Raw genomic sequence first — 15,142 nt, 5'->3', positions numbered from 1 at the left:
AGCGTCGATTGAGCATGGTCCACCGCAGCATCGGCGCACGTGATGACGAGGTAGACGAGCGCGTACCTCCTTACCTGCTGTGCGCTGCTGTGAAGGCTTGGGCCAGGGCCGCTTCCCAGTCCAGCCCAGTGACCCTGAGCAGCTCTTCCCGATCGGGCAGGGATGACTGAGCGCCCGGCCGCGTGACTGCCACGGCCGCCACCGCGCTCCCCAGTCGCGCAGCGGTGGCCAGATCGGCCCCGGCAGCGAGGGCGGCGGCCAGGCCGCCGACGAAGGCGTCGCCAGCGGCAGTGGTGTCGACAGCTGTGACCTTATGCGCCCGCAGCTCGATCCGGCGCTCGTCTTCGACTACAACGCCCTGGCTGCCCCGCGTGGTGATGACGGCGCCGGCACCCCGGCGTCTGAGCTCGCGGCCGGCCTGCTCGCCCGCCAAGCCCGAGATCGAGCCAGCCTCATCCTCGTTCACGATCAGCACCTCGACAGTGCGCAGCAGGTCGTCACTGAGCGAGGCCGCCGGAGCCGCGTTGAGCAGCACGCGAGCTCCTCGCTCGTGTGCCTGGCGGGCTGCGTGCTCGACCGCTGCCAGGGGTATCTCGAGCTGCAGGACCAGCAGATCACCGGCGCTGAGAAGGCTCAGCGCACGGTCAACATCCGCCTGCCCGACCTGCGCGTTGGCGCCCGGCGCTATGGCTATTGCGTTCTCAGCTTGGGGGTCGACCAGGATCAGCGCTGCCCCGCTGGCCGCCGCCGGGTCGGCCTCCACCCCGCCGACGTCGACGCCCGCGTCCGCCAAGCTGCCGCGGAGACCGGACCCGAAGGAGTCGTCGCCAACCCGGCCGACCATCGCCACCGCGGCTCCCAGCTTCGCGGCTGCCACTGCCTGGTTGGCACCCTTGCCGCCGGAGTGAGTGGCCAGCGAGCCGCCCGCCACAGTCTCCCCGGGCCGGGGCAGGTGCGGCACGCCGAGCACGAAATCCGTGTTGAGGCTGCCGAGCACCACCACTGCCCTCAGGCTCTTCACCCGCGCGGGGATTTCGCTTCTCAAGCCTTCAACTCTCGCTGCCGGAATCTCAACCGGCTCAAGTGTGCCTTCTCAGGTGGCTCGGCGCAGAGCCTGTCGGCGCATGGGCCACCAGTTGAGGTCCCCCAGGATCCTCATCATCGCCGGCACAAGCAGCAGGCGGATCAGCGTGGCGTCAAGGAGGATGGCGACCGCAAACGTCAGGCCGAAGCCCTTGTTCAGAGACAGCTGGCTCAGCGCCAGCGTGCTCGTTACGGCAACCAGGATCAACGCCGCCGAGGTGATCACCTGGCCGGTTCGCTCCATCCCGGCCGCCACCGCCTCGGCGTTCGAGCGGCCATTCAGCCACTCCTCCCGAATTCGGCTGAGCAGGAACACCTCGTAGTCCATGGAGAGGCCGAACAGCCCGGCGAAGATGATCACAGGCACCGTGGCGTCGGTGAAGCCGGCGGTCTGAAAGCGCAGCTGGGCCGCGAGATGCCCTTCCTGGAAGACCCAGGTCAGCACGCCCAGCGCGGCGGCCACCGAGAGCAGGTTCATCAGCACAGCTTTCAGCGGGAGCGCCACCGACCGGAAGGCGATCGCGAGCAATAGGAAGGTGAGCAGCAGCACCGCGCCGATCACCAGCGGCACATCGCCGGCCAGGACGTTCAGGAAGTCCTGATAGGCCGCCGGCTCACCGCCGATCAGCATTGTCACACCGGGCGGCCAGCTGGCGCCTCGGAGCCTGTCCAGCCACAGGTGCGTGCTGGGGTCGTTGACGTCTCCCGGCGAGCTCACCTCGTACACCGCGTAGCCAGGTTTGAAGTACAGGCCCAACTGTTGGGGCGGTACGTCCCCAGGCCCGGTCACTGGCTGGGCGCCGGCGGCGCTGCGGACGTCTGCCTCGAGTTCTCGCGCCTGCTTCAGATCACGCACGCCGCGGGCGACCAGAATGGCCGGCTGCTGCCGCGCGAAGCCCAAGCGGTTCTCCCCGAGAGCCTGGGCCTGCACAGCGCCGTCGTCAGGCGGCAGAGACTCCGAGCCCAGCACGCCGGGCCGGAGCGCGCGGGCGGGCGACGCCAGCAGCAGGATCACTCCCAACGTGATGACTATGAAGACCAGCGGCCGGCGCATGACGCTGCCGGCCAGACCGCGCCAGAACCCGGCCAAACTGCGGTTGCGCGTGAAGGGCAGCGCCAGGGAGTCGACCCGGGCGCCGAACACCGCCAGGAGAGCCGGGATCAAGGTCAGCGACGCCAGGACCGAGACGAGAGCCACCAGCGAGCCGCCGAGGCCGATCGACCACAGCACGTTGAGGTGCGAGAGCATGAGGGCACCAAAGCCGATCGCTACCGTTCCGCCCGATACAACAGTGGCCACACCGGCTGTGCCCACCGTCCTGGCGACCGCCGCCTCGGGTTCGGCGCCGGCCCGCAGCTGCTCGCGGAAGCGGTTGACGACGAGCAGGGAGTAGTCGATGCCCAGCCCCAGGCCGACCACCGAGGTGACGTTGAGTGAGAACACCGAAACCGTGTGAATCCGGGCTACGAAGCCGAGCAGAGCCAGGGCCACAGTGACGGTGGCCAGCCCGGTCAGCACAGGCAGCGCGCCGGCGACCACCCCGCCGAACACCAAGAGCAGCAGGAGCAGGGCGAGCGGAGCGGAGAGGCGTTCCGACTGCGCCAGATCCTGCTCGGAGTGCATGACGAAGTTGTTGTAAACGGCGGCAAAACCGCCGATGAACACCCGGGCCGGCCCTTCATGGTGGATGCCGCTCGCTTCCCGAGCTGCAGCCAGGAAGTAAGCGGGCTGTTCATTCGATTCCAGCAGCAGGGCAGCCGTCCGCCGGTCCTGGCTCGGAATCGGCCCGACCACCACTGTCGGGCTCTGGGGAGCCGAAGTCTCCCCGGCGAGACGCTCCAGGTCGAGGCGCCAAGCCGCCAGCTGGGAGCTATAAGCGGCGTCTTCCAGAGCTGCCGAGTCCGATTGGAAGACCACTGCCAGCGCCGGCGCCCGCCGCTCTGGGAATTCGGCCTTCAGGACATCCGCCGCCCGAGCGGCCTGGGTGTCGGTCTCGAACCCGGCCGGCGAGAGCTGGCGCGCCGTCGAGGCGGCAAAGCCTGCCAAACCCAACACCAGCAGCAGCCAAGCGGCCAGCACGTACCACTTGTGGCGGGCGACGAAGCCGCCCCAGGCCACGGCGAGACGGCGGGATGGCTCCATCCCTTCCATCGTCGCTTAGTGGCGCATCACGACCACGCGGCTCGGGCAGCTGCCTCGCGCGGAGCATGGCTTGGTGGGGCGCAGTGCTGAGGAGGCTCGCCTGCCCCGGTTGCTACGGTTGAAGCCATGACTGAGCTGGCGGCCGGTGACTTGCTCTACGAGCGGCGCGGCGCTCAGGGCGAGATCGGCTGGCTGACCTTCAACCGGCCGGAGCGCCGCAACGCAATCACTTTCGCCATGTACGACGCGCTGCGGCAGGTGGCCCAGGAGGCCGGCCAGGACCGCTCGCTCACGGTGCTCGTCCTGAGCGGTGCGGGCGGCAAGGCGTTTGCCGCGGGCACGGAGATGAGCCAGTTCCACGAGTTCAAGACGGCTGCCGACGCTCTCGCCTACGAGGAACGTATCGAGTCAGTCTTGACAGCCGTCGAGTCGATCCCGATCCCCACGGTGGCCGCCATCCAGGGCGCCTGCACTGGTGGCGGCGCCGCCCTGGCGCTCGCCTGCGATCTCCGCCTCGGCTCTCCCAGCACCCGACTGGGTGTGCCCATTGCCCGCACTCTCGGCAACACGCTCTCGATGGGCAACTTCGTCAGGCTCGTCTCCATCCTGGGTGTGGCCCGGACCAAACACCTTCTGCTGACCGCGCAGCTGCTCGACGCTCAGCAATGCCTCCAGGCGGGCCTCTTGAGCGAGGTGACAGCTGACGAGGCGGCCCTCCTGCCTCGGGCGGAGGAGCTCGCCGCCACATTGGCTGGGCACGCGCCCATCACCATGCGAACCACCAAGCTGGCGCTGCGCCGCATCGCCGCCCAGCTCATGCCCGCCGAGGGCGGCTCGGACCTGGTGGTGGAGGCCTATCTGAGCGCCGACTTCAAGGAGGGTCTGGAAGCCTTCTTCGCCAAGCGCCCGGCCCGCTGGCAGGGCGTCTGAGCTTCCTTCGTTTCTGTCAGTTCAGCTCGATGTCGGAGAGGTACGTGGCGACGATTGCCAGCTCGCCACCCTGCCGGCGCAGGACCCGGCTCCAGAGCAGCTCGGGCCGGCCGGAGAAGGCGTCCGCCGGCCTGCCGGGCAGGACGTACCAGCCGTCGCTGTCGATCTCCTCTTTCAACTGCCCGGGGCTCCAGCCGGCGTAGCCCAGAAAGATTCGCGCTTGGCTCAGAGGCCGGCGGAGCTGCTCGGGATCAGCGCTCGCGTCCACCACACCCAGCCGATCGAGCAACGGCAGCCACGCATCGGGCGCCTCGCCGTCGCGGGCCAAAGCGAGATGGATGACCGACTCCGGAGACACCGGGCCGCCCAGGAAGATAACCGCCGGCTCGCTCGAGACAGTACTCCAGGCGGGCGCCATCTCATGGACGGTGAGCTGGGAAGGCCGGTTCAGGATCACGCCCAGGCTGCCTTCGGCTGAGTGGGCCAGCAGGAGGATCACAGTGCGCTCGAAGTTGGGATCGGCGATGGCCGGCGTGGCGACCAGTAAACTGCCTCGTTCCAGCATCACCATTCGTCAGCCCCGCGCAGCTGTGGCGGCCACGATGGTGTAGGCGAGGTGGTAATGGAAGGCATCCTCGCCCAGCCGGCTCATCTCAGACTGGACGGCCTGGAGGATTCGCTGGCGAAAGTGGAGGCCGAGGCTGTGGAGGAGCGCGTACGGGCGGGGGCCCGCCCCGGCCATCATGTGCAGCCACTCGGCCGCAGAGCGAACGCGGCCGCCTGTGACGAAAGTCGTCTCAGTCATCTCGGTGAATCCCACATCCTCCAGCATGCCGTTCAGCACCCCGGCCTCGCCCAGCAGGGAGCGCTGGTTGCGCGGCTGGCGGAGGGCGATGGGCTGCTCTCCCGCGAACTCGTCCAGCACCCCGAAGAAGACCTGCTGGGCCAGCGTATCCAGCGATCGGCGATGGACTGAGATGCCGATCCGGCCGCTTGGCCGCAGCACGCGACGCGCCTCGCTCAGCGACCTGTAGGGATCACGGAGGTAGGCGAGCGAGTCGCCGAAGGTCACCAGATCGAAGCTGGCATCGCGAAAGCAGAGGTCGGGCTCGGCGCTGAGCCGCTGATAGTTCAGGTTTCCAGGCGCCCCACCGCGAGCCAATTCGAGCATGCCGGCCGAGATGTCGATGCCTATCACGTGTCCCTCGGGTGCCACCAGATTCCCCAGCGGCTTGGCGACCAGTCCCGTGCCGCAGCCGACATCCAGGCAGATCGCGCCGGGCTCAGGCTTCACGAGCTCCAGCAGCCGGGTGGCCACTCGTGGTCGTAGCCCCGCCGCCCAGTCCTCGTACGACTCGGCGCAGGAGTCGAAGAACTCGGCCACCGCCGCTCCGGGGCGCGGACTGTTCCGGCTGCCCACAGCTGGTGCCTGCAAGTTAGTGTCCAGTTCCCGTGCTTCCAATCACTCTTCCGCCTCTTTCGCCCCGAGCGGCAGCCCTCGGCTGCCTTCAACAATCTGCCCTTTCAACACTGGAAGAGCAGCAACCCCGTCCTCCAGTAGGATGCTAGTCGGCCGCCCCGAGGCGGCTGGGAGAACTATCGCCGCCGAAGCGCCCATTATGGTTGGCGCCGCCCCAAGCTTGCTGAAGCGGCCCGCTTTGTGGCACGCGGCATCCAGGAGAGAGACAAATGGTAGACACTGAGGGAATCATGGCGACTGACGAGGCGACTGGCCACAGCCGCGGGTCGAAGATCCGCGCTGAGCCGGCGGGTGGCAGCATCACACTCGGCCCGGAGGATCAGCTGGTCGGCAAGCTCGTATACCACGGTGACCTGCGGGTGCAGGGCCTGCTCGAAGGCGAAGCGACGCTCGGGGGGGACTGCACAGTAGACGCTGATGCCAACGCCAAGGTGAGGCTGGAGAGCCGAAATCTGACAGTCCGGGGCAACTTCGAGGGCGAAGCCGCCGTTCGGGAACGTCTTCAGGTGTCGGGCTCCGGCATCATCAACGGCAATGTTCGAGTTGCGCGCCTGGTCATAGAAGATGGTGCCGTCCTCAACGGCAACGTCACGATGGAGCGGCCCAGCTCAGGCTGAAATCGCCGCGCGCGGCCTGATCGTCGGCAGGTACGGCCGTGAGCAGCAAACCGTTGGCGCCCTCCAGGCCAGCGACAGTTAGGGAGCGGTGGTGGCGCAACGCCGTCATCTACCACATCTACGTGCGCTCATTCCTCGACTCGAACGCTGACGGCATAGGTGATCTGCCGGGCATTCGGAGCCGGCTTGAATACCTGCAGTGGCTCGGTGTGGACGCGATCTGGCTGAGCCCCATCATGGTCTCGCCCAACCGCGACTTCGGCTATGACGTGGCGGACTACTACCGGGTCGACCCTGCTTACGGCAGCCTGGCCGATCTGGACCTTCTGATCGCCGAGGCAGCCGGTCGAAACATCAAGGTGCTGCTCGATCTGGTGCCGAACCACACTTCCGACCAGCACCCTTGGTTCCGCGATCCCGAGCTGCGCTTGACCCGCTACGTCTGGACTGACAGGCCCAACAATTGGCTGGCTGCGTTCGGGGGGCCTGCCTGGACCAGGGATGAAGCAACCGGCAGATACTATCTGCACAACTTCCTGCCAGGGCAGCCTGACCTCGACTGGTGGAACCCAGCCGTCCAGCGGGAGTTCGAACTGATCCTTCAGTACTGGTTCGATCGGGGCGTCGCCGGTTTCCGCATCGACGTGGCGCACGCGCTGGTCAAGGATCGGCGACTACGGGACAATCCGGCCGCGACCGAGCAGGACCCGCCCTGGCAGCAGCTGGCCGGCCTGAGCAATCGCTACAGCGCCCGGCAGCCGGAGGTGCATGAGATCTATCGACGCTGGCGCGAGATCGCGAAGGCGTACGTGCCGGAGCGGCTGCTGATGGGCGAGGTGCACCTCTTCGACGCCGAGGAGTGGGCTGCGTATCACGGTCGGGACGACGAGCTGCAGCTGGCGCTCAACTTCATGCTGGTCTTCAGACCGTTCGAGATGGACGCTCTACGGACAACCGTGGAGCGCTCTCTTGCTGTACTGCCAGAGTCGGCGGAAGCTGTCTGGCATGGTTCCAACCACGATGTCTCCCGCCTGGCGACGCGCTGGGCTGAGGGCGACGAGCGACGGGTTCGCCTGGCGCTGACGATGCTGCTCACGCTGCCTGGCGCCACAGTGCTCTACCAGGGAGATGAGATTGGGTTGCGGGATGGTCAGGTGCCGGATGAAAGCGTACGTGACTGCGCAACCCCCAGCCGCGACCCACAGCGCACGCCCATGCGCTGGAACGCCGAGGCGAAGGGCGGGTTTACCAGCGGCGAACCCTGGCTACCGCTTGAGCCCGACCCGCTGATCAACGTTGAGGTCCAGCGGCAGAAGCCAGGCTCGGTATTGAACCTCACCCGCGAGCTGATCCGGGTCAAGGGTCGGCTTGAGGGTGGTTATGAACCGCTGGCCGCCCCCACCGGGGTCTGGCGCTACAGGCGCGGTGAAGTTGTGGTCCAGCTGGACTTCGGGCGGTTGGAAGCTCGCGTCAACGAACCGGAGTAGCTGTTCTCGGGGCAGCCGCAGCTGCTGAGTTGGAGTCGTGTTCCCGTTCCCGCCGGCGAAGCGTCAGGCAGAAGATGGACCCTTCTCCGGCTGCGCTCTGCTGCAGCTCCAATCGGCCGCCCATCTTCTCAGCCAGCGAGCGGCTCAAGTAGAGGCCGAGTCCTGTTCCCGGTGGGTAGCCGAGCTCCGAGTGGTCGATCCGGGTGAAGCGCTCGAAGATTGTCTCGCGCTCCTCCTCAGGCACCCCGACGCCCCTGTCACTGACCATTAGCTGCACGCACTCGCCCTCCTGCTGGAGCAGCAGTTGAACCTCCGGTTTGCCGCTCGAGTAATTGAGCCCGTTCATGATCAGGTTGTCCAGGATGCGACCCACGAACTCGAGGTCCCCATCGACCAGCACGACCTCCTCCGGGTCCTCGAAGCGGACCCGGCCACCCCGCATGGAGGCGGCTGGCAGGGCGCGTTCGACAGCCGCATTGACGCAGTCAGAGAGGTTGACGGGCTGGCTCAGGGGAGCCAGCATGTTGGCCTCCAGCTTGCTGGCCGCGATCACGCCTTCAACCAGCCGGGCAAGCTCTGTGACCTTGGCCTGCAGGATCGATATCGGCCTCGCCCAGCTGGGCGGCGGGGCGCCGAAATCACCAGTCGTGAGCATCGACAGGTACCCGGTGACCACCGCCAGCGGCGTACGGAGTTCATGGGCGGTCATGTTGAGGAAAGTGTCCTTGGACTGGCTGGCCTCCTGGCTCGCTTCATAGAGCGTCGCATTTTGCAGCGCCAGGGCAGCCAGACTGGCGAGGATCGCCATCGTCTCCAGGTCCGCGGATTGGAAGCGGTCACCCCGGCAGAGGGCAAGAACCCCAATGACGCGGTCGGAGATCGAGAGGGGAGCGCTCAGCACTCTGAGCGACCTCGCCTGCCCTTCGGCGGCGCCGGGCCAATCGGGCGCATCGTTGAAGATGACAGGCCCCGCCGCGGCGATCGTCTGGGCCAGAAACGAGCTGCCAGCCACCGGCAGGTCAGTTCCAGGCACCGGAACCTCGCCGGGGCGGCCCTCGGCCGCGCGGACTTCGATGACGTCTCCTCGGAGAAGCCCGACGAAGCCGCCCTGAACGTCCAGCGCTCGCACAGAATGCCCGAGTACCCGGGCCGCCACCTGCTGCGCCTCCAGCGACCGACCGAGGTCCGAGGCGGCTGCAACGCCTATCGCCAGGCGCTCGGCGGTGGCGACACCCAGCCGGGCCGACCGCTCGTAGAGCGCCAGCTCGCCTGTGAGCAGGGCAGCCGCCACCAGCGCCGGCAGTGTGTGCACGCCGTACCACAGGGTAGTGAACCGCCCAGGCACGAAAACCATGACGGAGGCCGCCGCGCCAGCGTAGACCAAGGCTGCAACCACGCCGTTGACGACGCGCTCATCACCGTGGTGACCGGTCAAGAATAGTCCCAAGGCGAATATCACCGGCACCAGGCCGGCCGCTCCCAGCAGCGAAGCGAGCGGCGTGAAGGAGTCGGACATCACCACCCTGGTGATTGGGGAAGCCGCCAGCAGGACGTCAAGGAAGCAGGCGCCGAGGCCGACAGCGGCGCCGGCAGCCGTGGCTCTGACCACAGCGCTCAGAGGATTGGAGCGCAGCGGGCGGGACCTGTAGAGGAAGGTCACCGCCAGGAATGCTGGCGTCAGGAGGTTGACGGTCAGGAAGATCCAAGCCGCGATTTGACTCTTGAGGGCCACGTTGTTGCCCGGAAGCGTGCCTGGGAAGGCCAGGAAGTGGCTGATCCAGAGCAGTCCCAGCGCCATCGAGAGGGCGAGGATGGGCAGAGAACGTGTCTCGCGGCGCAGCAAGGCGTCCAGCGCTGCCATTACGAGGCAGATGACAAGGCAGCCGATCGCCACCACGTCGGCGACCGGGACGAACCAGTCGAGCTGGATTCGCTGACTGCGAAAGAGGAGCGCTGGCAGCACTATCGCCCCCGCGAGCAGCAGGCTGAGGAGCGCGCTGGTGCGATCGATCTCGATCGCGCTCAGCCTCGTTTCCCGCCCGGCCCAGGGGCCGCGTTGCGTGTTCAAGCGACCCGAATTGTGCGCCAGAAAGCCTCTTCGCAAACCCATCGAGATGTGAAGTCAGACTCCCGCAGTCAGGCCACTGCCAGAAAGCGGTCAACAACCCGGGCGCCGAAGCGAAGTCCCTCCACGGGCACCCTCTCGTCGGCTGAGTGAATCAGGCCTGTGAAGTCGAAGCCCTCCGGCAGGCGCAGGGGCGAGAAGCCGAATGAGTGGATCCCGATCTGAGCCAGGAAGCGACCATCGGTGCCGCCAGACATGCAGTAGGGCAGGATGACTGCCCCGGGATCTTCGCTGCGCAGGGCCTCTTGCATGGCCTCGAAGGTCCGGCCCTGGTAAGGGACCTCGACGCCATCGCCCGCCATCTCCACCTCAACAGTTATGCCGGGCCCGGCTATGCGGTCAATCTCTTCCACCACTCCCGCCCGGTGACCGGGCACCACCCGGCAGTCCAGCCGCACAGCGGCCTCGCCCGGCACCACATTGTTCTTGTAGCCGGCATTGAAAATCGTCGCTTGAATGGTGTTGCGCAGCGAGGACTCGACCATCGGGCCGAGGCTTTCCAGGTGCCTGGTCAGCAGCTCGGGCCGGGCTTCGTCGAACGGCTCGCCCAGAAGTTCCGCGACGCCCTTGAGGAACGACCGGCTGGCCTCGATGTACAGCAGTGGCTGCACAGTCTCGGTGAGGCGGGCGACGGCGGCGCAGAGCCGGGGAATGGGGTTGTCGGCGTTCAGGATCGAAGCATGCCCCGCCCGGCCCGACGCTCGCAGCACAAGCTGGAGCCCTCCCTTCTCCGCCGTCTGGATGGGGTAGAGCCGCTGGTCGCCGGCCAGGCTGACGCTGAAGCCCCCGATCTCGCTGACTGCCTCGCTGCAGTTCTGGAACAGCCGTGGCTGGTCCTTCACGAGCCAGGCCATGCCGAGCCGGCTGCCGGCCTCCTCGTCGGCGGTGAACGCGATCACCACGTCGCGCGCCGGCCGGCGGCCCGAGCGCGCGTAGGCGCGCACGGCAGCCAGGTACATCGCGCCGGAGCTCTTCATGTCCAGAGCGCCCCGCCCCCAGAGTTCGCCGTCGGCGATGACCCCGGCGAAGGGCGGCTGCCGCCAATCGGTCGCCACTGCCGGAACCACGTCGAGATGAGAGTGGGCGACCAAGCCCGGCCGCTCCCGATCCGCGCCGGGCAGGCGAGCCACGACGTTCGTCCGGCCAGGTTCTGCGGCCAGCAGCTCGGGCTGGAGCCCAACCTCGCGAAGTTTCTCAGCCACCCAATCGGCCGCCGCCTGCTCATTGCTGGTCGGGTTGGAGGTGTCGAATCGGAGCAGTTCCCGGCAGAGGTCCACGACTTCGTCTTCAGCCTTCATCTGCTCGGTCACTGTGCGCGCGTTGGCGTTCGGCACGATGACGTTAGCATCGCAGAGATGACGTTGAGGCAGGGGTGGCGGGGCCGCTTCTACGAGGACTTCGAGATCGGCGACGTCTACCAGTTTCCCCTGGGCCGAACTGTCACCGAGGCGGACAACGCCTTCCTCACCATGCTGACCATGAACAGCAACCCCATCCACTTCGATGCCCACTACGCCGGCCGGACACCCTTCGGCAAGATCCTCATCAACTCCGGCTTCACAATCGCGCTGGTGCTGGGCATGTCGGTGAGCGAGGTCAGTCAGAATGCACTGGCGAACCTCGAGATGACAGACATCAAGCTGAGCCATCCGGTCTTCGCGGGCGACACCATCTACGTCGAGAACCGCGTGCTGGAAAAGCGCGAGAGCACATCTCGGCCCTACGCGGGCATAGTCGCGGTGCAGACACGAGGCGTGAACCAGGACGGCGAGGTGATCATGACCTACCGCCGCAGCTTCCTGGTCTACAAGCGCGGCCAGGGACCTTCGCAGGACCTCTTCCCCACCGCCAAGCAGGACTGGCCCGACCCCTGACGCGGCGCTCAAACATCTAACTAGCACAAGCAACTCCGGCTGGTCAGATTCCTGTTGGGCGTGGCAGCGAATCAGCCCACGAGGTAGGTTAACCTGCGGGAATCTCTTGAGCAAGGGGAGTTGAGCGATGACGAACGGTAAGAGCCGCGGCGTTCTCGACAGGCTGGACAACCAGGGCGCCACATCCTTCTACTGGTACCTGGGCCTCTTAGCGACGATCGGTGGATTTCTGTTCGGATACGACACAGCCAACATCGGCTCGGCGCTCGGCTTCCTGCCTTACAAGCTGTCCAACTTCGCTGAGGGCTATCTCGTCGCCGGCGCTTCCATCGGGGCAGCGGTGGGCGCGATCGCGGCCGGCCCGTTAACTGACCGCTTCGGACGAAAGTCCCTGCTCATCGTCGACGCCGCCATCTTTGCGGTGGGGGCGATCCTGTCAGCGTTTGCGGTCAACATCGAGATGCTGCTCGCTGCACGCACGCTCATCGGTCTCGCCATCGGGGCGGATTCCGCCATCGCGACTGCTTACATCTGCGAGTTCGCGCCTCGCGATCGCAGGGGCTCGCTCAGCATCATCCAGCAGTGGATGATCACTGTGGGGATCCTGGTCTCCTACATCATCGCCATCATCATCCTGAAGGTCGCACCGGGAGCGGCGGGCACCGTCGACTGGCGGCTGATGCTCGGCCTGGGCGCGGTCCCCGCCCTGATCGGGTTGGCCCTACGAGCCCGCATGCCTGAATCGCCCAGGTGGTTGATGCTCCACGGCCGCTTCGCCGACACGCGGAAGGCGCTCGGCATCCTGGGCATGGACGTCACCGAGGAGGAGGTGCGGGCGACCGCTGAGCGGCTGGAGGAGGAAGAGGGTAAGCATGCGCAGGAGAGCAACTGGACGCCAGGTGTGAAACGGGCGCTGATAGTGGTCTGCGTCTTCTTCATCTTCCAGCAGATCACCGGAATCAACATCCCCTTCTACTACGGTCCCAAGCTGATGGCCGGCTTCTTCCAGGGTCCGCACTCGGACGCGGTCACCTCGGCCGTCGCCGGCGTCCAGGTCACAGCGATTCTGGGCGCTGTCAACGTTGTGGCGACCTTCTTCGCGTTTCGCTACATCGACAAGGTGGGCAGGAAGCCGCTCGCCATCGCCGCCTACGCGGGCATGGCGGTGTTCATCCTGCTCGCGGGCGCGGGCGTCGCTTTCCTGGCCGGTGTGCCCCAGATCGTCGTGGTCATGATCGGGTTCGCCCTCTTCATCACCTGCTTTGCGATAGGGGTGGGGGGCACAGGCTGGCTCATTCAGGGCGAGGTCTTTCCCACTGCCGTCCGCGGCCGGGCAGCGGCGATCGGCGCCAGCATCGACTGGGTGGCGAACTTCGCCCTGATCCAGGTTTTTCCGGCCGCGCAGCAGGCGATCGGCCTGGCGGGGGTGATGGTTTGCTTCGCCGGTCTCTCCCTGCTTGCAATTCTCTTCATCGTTCGCTTTCTCCCGGAGACAAAGGGGTTGTCGGTCGAAGAGGTCATCCACCTGTTCGAGCAGCAGGCCGAAGCAAAGCCGCTGCCCGCCTGAACCTGAAATCTGAAGACGACCTGCCGCTCGAACTCACCGCGGGTAAGCCCGCCGATTCCCAGGAAAGGCAAACGTTCTTCTCAGCCATGTCCCAGGCTGGCGGACCATCGTTTCTCACTTGGAGGGGAGGAGTCTGGCCAATAGCAGGGGAGGAACGACGTTATGAAGCCACCTATCGTGCTGGCAGTCGGAGCGGTAGTCCTCGTCCTGCTGGTCGGGTTGGGCGCGGCCTACGCGTACTTCTTCTCAGGTCTCCGGACGACCCCCAAGTCACTTGCCTTCACCTCGGCAACCCCGGCCGCCCCTGGTTCGCCCGGCGCAAGTCCGGTCAGCAGCGCAGGCTTGGTCGGCAACTGGTCGGTGGGCAGCGGCTCGCAGGCGGGCTATCGGGTCAAAGAACAGTTCGCCGGGCAGTCTTCCCAGCATGAGGCAGTGGCTCGAACCACTTCGGTAACCGGCGGCTTGGTCGTACAAGAGGCCGGCAGTGGGGTGCAGGCCACGGGCCTCAAGTTCAATGCTCAGCTGGCCAGCCTGCAGAGTGTCGACCAGGTCGCCGGGTTCAACGTCTCGCAGCGGGACCGCATAGTGGCAAGGACACTCTCGGTGTCGCAGTACCCGGAAGCCACCTTCCAGGCTCAGAGCGTCAACCTTCCTGCCAGCCTCCCGAGCGGCAGTACGGAGACCGTCACGGTCCCCGGCCAGCTGACCATTCACGGTGTAACGAAGGCCGAGCAGGTCACGGCACTGGTAAAGCTGAATGGCAGTCAGGCTCAGATCAATGGGTCGACCACTTTCAACATGACTGACTTCGGCATCTCACCGCCCCAGGTGTCCATAACCACTGTTCAGCCTGAAGTCACCCTGGAGTTCCAGCTCGTCCTCACCAAGACCTGAGCGGGGCCGGCGGCTGGAGCCGCGAATGCGGCCGGTCTCGTCGCGGGTGTTGACGTCGCCGGTCTGGAGCCAGTCGGCCAGGATGGTCTGCTTCGTACATCGGCATCTACCAATCCATCACGGCATCGCACCAAGATGCGAGGCGCACCGGGCTCCTGCCTCGAGCGCGAGAGCGGGGCCGCCGACCAGATAGCCGGCGGCGAATGCGTCGCCCGCGCCTGTCGAATCGATCAAGGTTGCCGGCACTGCGGGCAGGTCCTTGCGCACGCCGGCCTCCAGGACGGTGCAGCCGCGGGACCCGCGCTTGACCACGACCGTGACGCCCGGCCACGGTTGGTCACCGAGCGCGTGCAGCTCCTTCTCGGTCGCAAAGATGACTGTGGGGCGAAGTTCAGCCACTCGCTCTCGGAAAAGGTGCGAGCCGAGATCGCGGATCACCGTCCAGGATGACGCATCGACGCTGATTCGGGCGCCGATATCCCGCGCGACCCTGGCCGCCGTGAGCGCCGTATCCGCGAGTCTTCCGCGCGCGAGCGCGTAACCAGAAACGTGCAGCCAGTCACAGTGCTCGACCCAGCTTGGTTCAAACTCGTCAGGCGTGAACTCCGAGGCTGAGCCGCGATCGGACGCCATCGAGCGGGTTCCCTCGACGTTGACCAGCGAGACGACAACCCCCGTCCGGCCGGCGAGAGGACCGACCACGTCGACGCCGCGACGCGTCGTCAGCTGTTCGTCGACGAGTCTGCCCGTGAGGTCGGCTCCGCGCTTGCCGATGTATCGGGCCCGAGCGCCCAGGGCGGCGGCCCAGGCCGCCACGTTCGCCGCCTGGCCGCCGGCGGACACCAGTGTCTGGGCCAGCGCATCGTCGTCAGGGGCGAGCGGCCCATCGAGGCGCACGATGACGTCCAGCACCAGGTCGCCGAGGGTGCAGATAAGCACGCA

General features: G+C 66.6%; 13 protein-coding genes. 6 read left to right on the top strand and 7 right to left on the bottom strand.

The genetic code is table 11. The annotated features are described in order from the left end of the window. Nucleotides 1-70: 70 nt before the first annotated feature. Both rbsK and ACR2MZ_RS08430 read right to left on the bottom strand, forming a co-directional pair. Entirely contained in the window at nt 71-1,045 is a 975-nt protein-coding gene (gene rbsK, locus ACR2MZ_RS08435; protein WP_434004619.1) for a ribokinase, read from the bottom strand. Between the two features lie 48 nt (nt 1,046-1,093). Next, complete coding sequence (locus tag ACR2MZ_RS08430; protein WP_434004618.1) at nt 1,094-3,226, bottom strand: MMPL family transporter; 2,133 nt, start codon at nt 3,224-3,226, stop codon at nt 1,094-1,096. A 126-nt stretch (nt 3,227-3,352) separates the two neighbouring features. On the opposite strand from ACR2MZ_RS08430, the gene ACR2MZ_RS08425 reads away from it, so the two are divergent. Next, complete coding sequence (locus ACR2MZ_RS08425) at nt 3,353-4,156, top strand: enoyl-CoA hydratase (protein ID WP_434004617.1); 804 nt, start codon at nt 3,353-3,355, stop codon at nt 4,154-4,156. Nucleotides 4,157-4,172: 16 nt separating this feature from the next. Here the strand turns inward: ACR2MZ_RS08425 and ACR2MZ_RS08420 are convergent, their stop codons facing one another. Continuing rightward, nucleotides 4,173-4,721, bottom strand: a complete 549-nt coding sequence (locus ACR2MZ_RS08420; protein ID WP_434004616.1) for a YqgE/AlgH family protein — start codon at nt 4,719-4,721, stop codon at nt 4,173-4,175. A 9-nt stretch (nt 4,722-4,730) separates the two neighbouring features. Beyond that, the gene (locus ACR2MZ_RS08415) at nt 4,731-5,618 is read right to left on the bottom strand and encodes a class I SAM-dependent methyltransferase (RefSeq protein ID WP_434004615.1); all 888 of its coding nucleotides are present in this window, start codon (nt 5,616-5,618) and stop codon (nt 4,731-4,733) included. A gap of 227 nt (nt 5,619-5,845) precedes the next feature. Between ACR2MZ_RS08415 and ACR2MZ_RS08410 the strand changes: the two genes are divergently transcribed. Then, nucleotides 5,846-6,253 (top strand): bactofilin family protein, encoded by a 408-nt coding sequence (locus tag ACR2MZ_RS08410; protein WP_434004614.1) that lies wholly within the window; start codon nt 5,846-5,848, stop codon nt 6,251-6,253. 53 nt (nt 6,254-6,306) lie between these two features. After that, entirely contained in the window at nt 6,307-7,740 is a 1,434-nt protein-coding gene (locus ACR2MZ_RS08405; RefSeq protein WP_434004613.1) for an alpha-amylase family glycosyl hydrolase, read from the top strand. On the opposite strand, the gene ACR2MZ_RS08400 is transcribed toward ACR2MZ_RS08405, so the two are convergent. Together ACR2MZ_RS08400 and ACR2MZ_RS08395 are read right to left on the bottom strand one after the other, a co-directional pair. Next, the gene (locus ACR2MZ_RS08400) at nt 7,724-9,808 is read right to left on the bottom strand and encodes a sensor histidine kinase (RefSeq protein WP_434004612.1); all 2,085 of its coding nucleotides are present in this window, start codon (nt 9,806-9,808) and stop codon (nt 7,724-7,726) included. The genes ACR2MZ_RS08405 and ACR2MZ_RS08400 overlap by 17 nt on opposite strands. A gap of 68 nt (nt 9,809-9,876) precedes the next feature. After that, entirely contained in the window at nt 9,877-11,199 is a 1,323-nt protein-coding gene (locus ACR2MZ_RS08395) for a M20/M25/M40 family metallo-hydrolase (RefSeq protein ID WP_434004611.1), read from the bottom strand. 21 nt (nt 11,200-11,220) lie between these two features. Between ACR2MZ_RS08395 and ACR2MZ_RS08390 the strand changes: the two genes are divergently transcribed. The 3 genes from ACR2MZ_RS08390 (at nt 11,221) to ACR2MZ_RS08380 (ending at nt 14,200) form a co-directional block, all read left to right on the top strand. Continuing rightward, nucleotides 11,221-11,739, top strand: coding sequence for a MaoC family dehydratase (locus ACR2MZ_RS08390; RefSeq protein WP_434004610.1), 519 nt, complete (start codon nt 11,221-11,223; stop codon nt 11,737-11,739). A gap of 127 nt (nt 11,740-11,866) precedes the next feature. Continuing rightward, nucleotides 11,867-13,306 (top strand): sugar porter family MFS transporter, encoded by a 1,440-nt coding sequence (locus ACR2MZ_RS08385; RefSeq protein WP_434004609.1) that lies wholly within the window; start codon nt 11,867-11,869, stop codon nt 13,304-13,306. Nucleotides 13,307-13,468: 162 nt separating this feature from the next. Further along, on the top strand, nt 13,469-14,200 hold the full coding sequence (locus ACR2MZ_RS08380) for a YceI family protein (protein WP_434004608.1): 732 nt from the start codon (nt 13,469-13,471) through the stop codon (nt 14,198-14,200). Nucleotides 14,201-14,317: 117 nt separating this feature from the next. On the opposite strand, the gene ACR2MZ_RS08375 is transcribed toward ACR2MZ_RS08380, so the two are convergent. Beyond that, on the bottom strand, nt 14,318-15,139 hold the full coding sequence (locus tag ACR2MZ_RS08375) for a carbohydrate kinase family protein (protein WP_434004607.1): 822 nt from the start codon (nt 15,137-15,139) through the stop codon (nt 14,318-14,320). Between the last annotated feature and the right edge of the window lie 3 nt (nt 15,140-15,142).

It is taken from the genome of Candidatus Dormiibacter sp., from assembly GCF_050999135.1.
GTDB classification, from domain to species: Bacteria; Chloroflexota; Dormibacteria; order Dormibacterales; family Dormibacteraceae; genus Dormiibacter; species Dormiibacter spiritus.
The sequence above is the reverse complement of the archived record's forward strand: the minus strand, read 5'-3'. Positions and strand labels throughout refer to the sequence as shown.